The organism is Dolichospermum lemmermannii CS-548, assembly GCF_028330815.1.
Taxonomy (GTDB): Bacteria; Cyanobacteriota; Cyanobacteriia; order Cyanobacteriales; family Nostocaceae; genus Dolichospermum; species Dolichospermum lemmermannii.
Map to the genome: position 1 here is coordinate 1 of NZ_JAQMTJ010000270.1, position 6,559 is coordinate 6,559.

Annotated in this window: 6 protein-coding genes; 1 reads left to right on the forward strand and 5 read right to left on the reverse strand. The window is 39.9% G+C overall.

Annotated elements, in window-relative coordinates; genetic code table 11:
* Positions 1-199: 199 nt before the first annotated feature.
* The 5 genes from PN450_RS18575 to PN450_RS18595 form a co-directional block, all read right to left on the reverse strand.
* Positions 200-802: a 5-formyltetrahydrofolate cyclo-ligase gene (locus tag PN450_RS18575; RefSeq protein WP_271837175.1), complete on the reverse strand. Its 603-nt coding sequence runs from the start codon at positions 800-802 to the stop codon at positions 200-202.
* Between the two features lie 153 nt (positions 803-955).
* Positions 956-1,900 carry a GDP-L-fucose synthase family protein gene (locus PN450_RS18580; protein WP_148763082.1) on the reverse strand — a complete coding sequence of 315 codons (945 nt, stop codon included), beginning with the start codon at positions 1,898-1,900 and terminating at the stop codon, positions 956-958.
* Between the two features lie 20 nt (positions 1,901-1,920).
* Entirely contained in the window at positions 1,921-3,000 is a 1,080-nt protein-coding gene (gmd, locus tag PN450_RS18585; RefSeq protein WP_148763084.1) for a GDP-mannose 4,6-dehydratase, read from the reverse strand.
* Positions 3,001-3,331: 331 nt separating this feature from the next.
* Positions 3,332-4,090 (reverse strand): undecaprenyl-phosphate galactose phosphotransferase family protein, encoded by a 759-nt coding sequence (locus tag PN450_RS18590; protein ID WP_015078769.1) that lies wholly within the window; start codon positions 4,088-4,090, stop codon positions 3,332-3,334.
* A gap of 112 nt (positions 4,091-4,202) precedes the next feature.
* A complete protein-coding gene (locus PN450_RS18595; RefSeq protein WP_271837176.1) occupies positions 4,203-5,345 on the reverse strand; it encodes a glycosyltransferase in 1,143 nt (380 codons plus the stop codon).
* A 192-nt stretch (positions 5,346-5,537) separates the two neighbouring features.
* Between PN450_RS18595 and PN450_RS18600 the strand changes: the two genes are divergently transcribed.
* Complete coding sequence (locus PN450_RS18600) at positions 5,538-6,470, forward strand: NAD-dependent epimerase/dehydratase family protein (protein WP_271837177.1); 933 nt, start codon at positions 5,538-5,540, stop codon at positions 6,468-6,470.
* Positions 6,471-6,559 lie beyond the last annotated feature (89 nt).

The following is a 6,559-nucleotide window of genomic DNA, read 5'->3' on the forward strand; positions in this document are numbered from 1 at the left end:
TCACTTTATCACACCACGTCCCTTTTAATGCTACTTATTCTCATTAAGCATCTTAATTTTTGAATTGACTTTAGTTATTATGTACTACTTTAAGGGCTTTTTTGATCTGTGACAGTTTGGGGTGCGGAATGTGGGTTTTAAAGGTTGTAATCTGAGCTTAATCTCGTTTGCTTGTAATTGAGTCCTATATGCGGACAAGTTAAATCTCCATTCGGGGTTGTTTTGTTAATTCTAGACTATTGTGTATCAAAAAAAAGGCATTTTCTGTCATCACCCTTTCTAAAGGTTTGTCCCAACTATCAACAGGTAATTGAGATAAATAAGCAAAATCAAAAACCACTCCTATAGTTGCTTTTGTCTGCCAACCTGGTGAATTTAACAAACGGTCATAATATCCCCCACCATAACCTAAGCGGTATCCTTGGACATCACAACCCACACAGGGGACAAGAATTAAATCTACTTCTTCAATGTCAATTATCGGTGCTTCGTGGTGAGGTTCAGTAATCCCATAAGCGCCGATATTAATTGTGTCTTTAGGTTGCCAAGAATGCCAAACTAGAGACTTATCAACACAACGGGGAAAACCCCAACGTTTGTTAGTGTTGGTATACAGTGAGCTAATATCAGGTTCTTGACGAAAGCTAAAAAAAGCGAGAATGGTATTTGCTTGATTAAATATAACCGAGTTTTGGATATTGGTGGTGAGGCGATCGCTCTTTTCTCTCCATTCTAATAATGTCATTGACTGACGTTGCTGGAGTAGAGTCCGTCGCAGTTCTTTTTTACTTAGCTGAGACAATTTTGGATTTTAAATTTTAGATTTTAGATTTCCCTCGTTCCCATACTCTGTATGGGAATGAATTAAGAAGGCTCTGCCTTGTGTGTATGCTAGAGTCAGAGACTCTATGAAGGCATTCCCAGTCGGAGACTGGGAACGAGATGAGGAGATCATCTATGCAGCGTTTTTACGCCACCAATCAATAGTATTTTTCAAACCTTGTCTAAATTCTACTTCAGCAGTGAAGCCAAAAGCCTGTTTTGCCCTTTCCGTATCCAAACAACGTCGGGGTTGACCATTGGGTTTGTCGGTTTCCCACACAAGTTCACCCTCATACTCCATCAATTCGCAAATTAAGGTGATTAAGTCTTTAATGGATATCTCGTAACCAGTTCCTAAATTGACGGGTTCAGCATCATTATAAAACTGAGTTCCCATGACTATTCCCCGTGCTGCGTCTGTAGAATACAAAAATTCCCGGGTAGGAGAACCATCACCCCAGACAGGAAGTTGTTTTTCTCCCCTGGTTTGGGCTTCTTCCACTTTGCGAATTAAAGCGGGAATTACATGAGAACTGCTGGGGTTGAAATTATCTTCAGGTCCATACAAGTTCACTGGTAACAGGTAAATACCATTAAACCCATACTGCTGACGATAAGATTGTAGTTGGACTAAGAGAGCTTTTTTCGCTACTCCATAGGGGGCGTTAGTCTCTTCTGGATAACCATTCCAGATGTCATCTTCTTTAAATGGTACAGGGGTAAATTTAGGATAGGCGCAAATAGTTCCTACACAGACAAACTTTTCTATCCCCTGTTGATAAGCTGCATGGATTAACTGAGTTCCCATGATCAAGTTATCGTAAAATAACTCGCCGGGTTTTTCTCGATTTAGACCAATACCACCAACATGGGCAGCTAGGTGAATGATAATATCCTGTTGATCTGCTGCCCGTTGGCAATTTTCCCATACTCGTAGATCACAGTCGTGCGATCGCGTTACAGTAATTTTCTCACTGTTAGCGCCATGCTGACATAATTGATCTATCACCTGACGGCCGAGAAAACCCGCCCCACCAGTGACAAGAATCCGTTTATTTGCTAATTCTAAGGCAGTCATATTATTATCCTTGATCTGAATTAAAAGTGCAGAGATCCTAATTCTTGACGGGTAGTAGCAATATCTTGAGGGTATTTTGCACCATTACCATTAGGGGAAGTACAACCCACAGCTTGTAAATCAGCTTCTACCATTAGCGCAACCAGTTCTTTAAATGTTACTGATGGTTTCCAGCCTAATTTTTGCTGTGCCTTAGTGGGATCACCAATTAATAAATCTACTTCCGCAGGACGTAAATAACGTTGATCAAACTCTACGTATTTCTGCCAATCGAGATTAACATAACTAAATGCTAACTCCAGAAACTCTTTTACTGAATGGGTTTCACCGGTTGCCACCACATAATCATCTGGCTGCTCTTGTTGCAACATCAACCACATTGCTTTTACGTAATCTTTGGCATAACCCCAATCTCTCTTGGAGTCCAAATTACCCATAAAGATATTTTTTTGTTTACCAGCAACTATGCGGGCTATGGCTCTAGTAATTTTGCGGGTAACAAATGTTTCTCCCCTTCTGGGAGATTCATGATTAAAAAGAATACCGTTACAAGCAAATAAATTGTAAGATTCGCGGTAATTTATGGTTTGCCAGTGAGCGTACACCTTAGCACAAGCGTAGGGACTGCGGGGATAAAAGGGTGTGGTTTCACTTTGGGGAACTGCTTGCACCAAACCATACATTTCCGAAGAACCAGCTTGATAGAAACGGACTTCAATCCCAGTGCGGTGCTGATAATCGCGGATTGCTTCCAATAAACGTAATGTCCCCATACCTACAGCATCTACTGTATATTCAGGTGAATCAAAGCTCACCCTAACATGAGATTGAGCGCCTAAATTATAAATTTCTGTAGGTTTGACTTCCTCTAAAATCCGCCGCAGTGTTGTTCCGTCTGTCAAATCACCATAGTGGAGAAATAGCCTTGCGTCCTCGTTATGAGGATCTTCATACATATGATCAATTCTGTCTGTGTTAAAGGTGGAAGTACGGCGAATAATCCCGTGGACTTCATAACCTTGTTCTAGTAAAAGTTCAGTTAAATAAGAACCATCTTGACCAGTAATACCAGTAATTAAAGCCCGTTTTCTTTGTGTCATGCTTGGTGATGCCTTGTTATTTTTAGTTGAAGATTACAAACAGTCTGATATAAACTAGCAGTTAATTGATATAACTGCCCAATAGTCAGGCTGCAAATATTAGTTGCTATTACAAGTTAAAGGTCAACAAATATTTTTGCTAAAAAACACTTTAACAAATAATTATAGGTTTAGTTCAATTAATATTTTTAATTTCAAGTGTATCAATTATTGCCAGTACCAGAAATTCCTTGAGCCGTATATATGCGTAAGAATAAATTTTATACCTTTGCTATCAAAAATAGTTTTTGGGGCATAATGTTGCCCCATAAGATGGAATTTGCGTACTTACTTAGTAAGCTCCTTTATTTTTGGGCATAATGACAACATTAACTGTTTTCAGGATGATCCACAAATCAAGCCAAAAATTCCTAAAATTGACATAATGGAGGTCTATTTGCACCCGGCGAGGATATGGAATATCATTACGCCCGGATACTTGCCACAAACCAGTAATTCCAGGACGAATCGTTAAAACATGATTGATATAATCACCATATTTGATTAATTCTTCCGCTACTAAAGGTCTTGGCCCAACTACACTCATGTCTCCTTTGAGAACATTCCAAAATTGGGGAAATTCATCTAAGCTGGTAATTCGCAAAAAGTGACCAATTTTAGTGATTCTTGGGTCTGTTTTCAGCTTAAAATTGTCTTCAAATTCTGCTCGGAGGTTAGGTGATGTAGCCATCATTTCGACGAGAATTTCGTCAGCATTGTTGACCATGGTGCGAAACTTAATGCAATTGAAGCTGCGGTAGTTTTTGCCCACCCGTTCTTGAACATAAAAGATTGGACCCTTTGAGCTTATGGCTATCAATAAGGCCAATATCATGTAGATGGGAGAAAACAAAATCAAGACCGACAATGAAAAAACTATATCAAACAGTCGTTTAAAAAACTCTCCGTATAAACCCTGAAAAGATAAACTTCTGGATTTCACCTTTGGCTGTTTAACTTTTTGACCACGTTTTGATAAAACAGTCACAGATGTACTGTTATCCTTCCGCGGGTATCGCTTGCCGGAGAGGAGTGAACTCTGGGCAGTCATCATACTCCTTTATAATCCACACCACACATAGTCCCAATCTTAAAGCTAAAAGGCAGTAATTTTGAGGAAAAATTTGCACTCTTCTGAGAAAATAAATACAAAAGGCCGATGTTTACTTTTGGTAAACTCCTTTTTCACGACATTCATTCACAAAACCTAGATAACGTTCTGCAAAAACCTGGCGAGAAAATTGATTAGCGTGTGTTTGTATATACTCGTAATTGTATAAATGCTCATGATCTACAAATTTTTCTACGGCATCTACTATAGCTCCTACTGTTTGGATTTTAAATAATATACCAGTTCCTGTATCAGGATGTGTCTGAATATCTCTCACTGTTTCTAATGCACCACCTGCACCATAGGCAATTACGGGAGTTCCACAGGCTTGGGCTTCAACTAGGGCAATGCCAAAGTCTTCGCAAGCTGCATAAACAAAGGCTTTGGCACGGGACATATAATTTTTGACGATATGATCGGGTTGCCATCCTAAGATTTGAATGTGTGGTTGGGCTATTTCCCGCAACTTGTTCATTTGAGGACCAGTGCCAATAATAACCAAGGGTTTTTTTAGGCGATTAAAAGCCTGAACAATTAAGGAAACTTGTTTATAACTTACTAGTCGGGAAACTATCAGATAAAAATCCTCTTTTTGCGAGGAAAAGAGACATTCATCAATATTCACTGGTGGATAGATGACGGTTGCTTCTCGACGATAGCACCGCCAAATCCGTCTGGCTGTGTGTTGTGAATTGGCAATGAAGTAATCCACCCGATTAGCACTGATTACGTCCCATTGCCGCAAATTATGGAGGATTTGGCGGGTGATCCAGCCGATTGCTCCTTGCCCTAGTTTGCTTTGGTTGAGATAATCAAAGGTTAAATCCCAAGCGTAGCGCATGGGGCTATGGCTATAGCAGATATGCAATTGGTTAGGGGTGGTTAAGACTCCTTTAGCTACAGCATGAGATGAAGATAAAATAACTTCATATTGTCGCAAATCCAATTGCTCAATGGCCAAGGGTAATAGGGGTAAATATTTTTGGACTCCTTGACGGGCTTGGGGAAATTTCTGTAAAAACGTTGTGCCAATTTGACGTTTATACAGGTAACTTTCTGGATTGCTGGATTCAAAATCAATCAGGGCGTATAAATCAGCGTCAATGTGATTTAATATTTCCTGGACTACGAGTTCTGAACCTCCTGTGGCTTGAGGGGTTAACCACTCATGAACTAAGGCATATTCTAAGGACACGGTTAAGTTGAATGGGTGGAAGGTAAGTAGGTGAGCATTAAAAATTGTCGTTCGGAGACGGCAGGGGGAAAGAGTTTGATCTCTCTAGATTGAATAGAAGATATAATCCTACCAAAAGATGTTCCTCTAGTGATACTACAACCTGATAACCTCTACAGATAAGGGTGATTTTTATTCAGGAATTAGAAAGTTATGCGGATTCTGGTTATCGGTGGAACTCGGTTTATTGGTGTGTATTTGACTCAACTGCTGATTAAGGATGGACATGAGGTGGTTTTGTTCAATCGTGGTAATCATGCTGCACCTTCAGGTGTAGGACAAATTATAGGCGATCGCACTAACTCAACTCAACTTCAAGAAAAGTTAGCACCAGAAAGTTTTGATGTCGTTTTTGACAATAATGGTAGGGAACTCACGGATACACAACCTCTGGCAGAAATTTTTCAAGGACGGGTCAAACATTTTGTTTATATGAGTTCTGCGGGTGTTTACCTCAAATCTGACCAAATGCCCCATTTAGAAGGGGATGCTGTTGATCCTAAGAGTCGTCACCAGGGTAAACATGAAACGGAAGCTTACCTCAAGCAGTTGGGAATCCCCTTTACTTCTATTCGTCCTACTTATATCTACGGACCGCAAAATTATAATCCTTTGGAAAGTTGGTTTTTTGATAGAATTGTACGCGATCGCCCGATTTGTATTCCTGGGAATGGAATGCACATCACTCAGCTTGGTCATGTCTGGGATTTAGCTCAAGCGATGACCCAGATAATTGGGAATGATCAAGCAATTGGGCAGATTTATAATATTTCGGGCGATCGCTTTGTCACTTTCGATGGGTTAGCGCGTGCTTGTGCTGTAGCTGCTGGTAAATCTGCCGATGATGTGAAAATCGTCCATTATGATCCGAAAAAGTTTGATTTCGGTAAACGGAAAGCTTTTCCGATGCGGGTACAGCATTTCTTTGCATCAGTGAATAAAGCACAAATAGAATTAAATTGGCAACCTAAATATGATTTGATTTCTGGTTTGCAAAATTCTTTAGTAAATGATTATTTAATCAATGGACAAGATAAATTAGAAGTTGATTTTTCTGTAGATGATGAGATTTTGAAAGCTGGGTAATTTCTGGCAATTGCCGGGGTTTAGCATTGCTTATTGGTGAGGCAAGAGGCAAGAGGCAAGAGGCAAGAGGCAAGAGGCAAGAAGCAAGA

Excerpts from the sequence above, each read along its gene's own strand:
- PN450_RS18590 (WP_015078769.1), bottom strand. The coding sequence starts at position 4,090 with ATGACTGCCCAGAGTTCACTCCTCTCCGGCAAGCGATACCCGCGGAAG.
- PN450_RS18580 (WP_148763082.1), bottom strand. The coding sequence starts at position 1,900 with ATGACTGCCTTAGAATTAGCAAATAAACGGATTCTTGTCACTGGTGGG.
- PN450_RS18600 (WP_271837177.1), top strand. The coding sequence starts at position 5,538 with ATGCGGATTCTGGTTATCGGTGGAACTCGGTTTATTGGTGTGTATTTG.
- gmd (WP_148763084.1), bottom strand. The coding sequence starts at position 3,000 with ATGACACAAAGAAAACGGGCTTTAATTACTGGTATTACTGGTCAAGAT.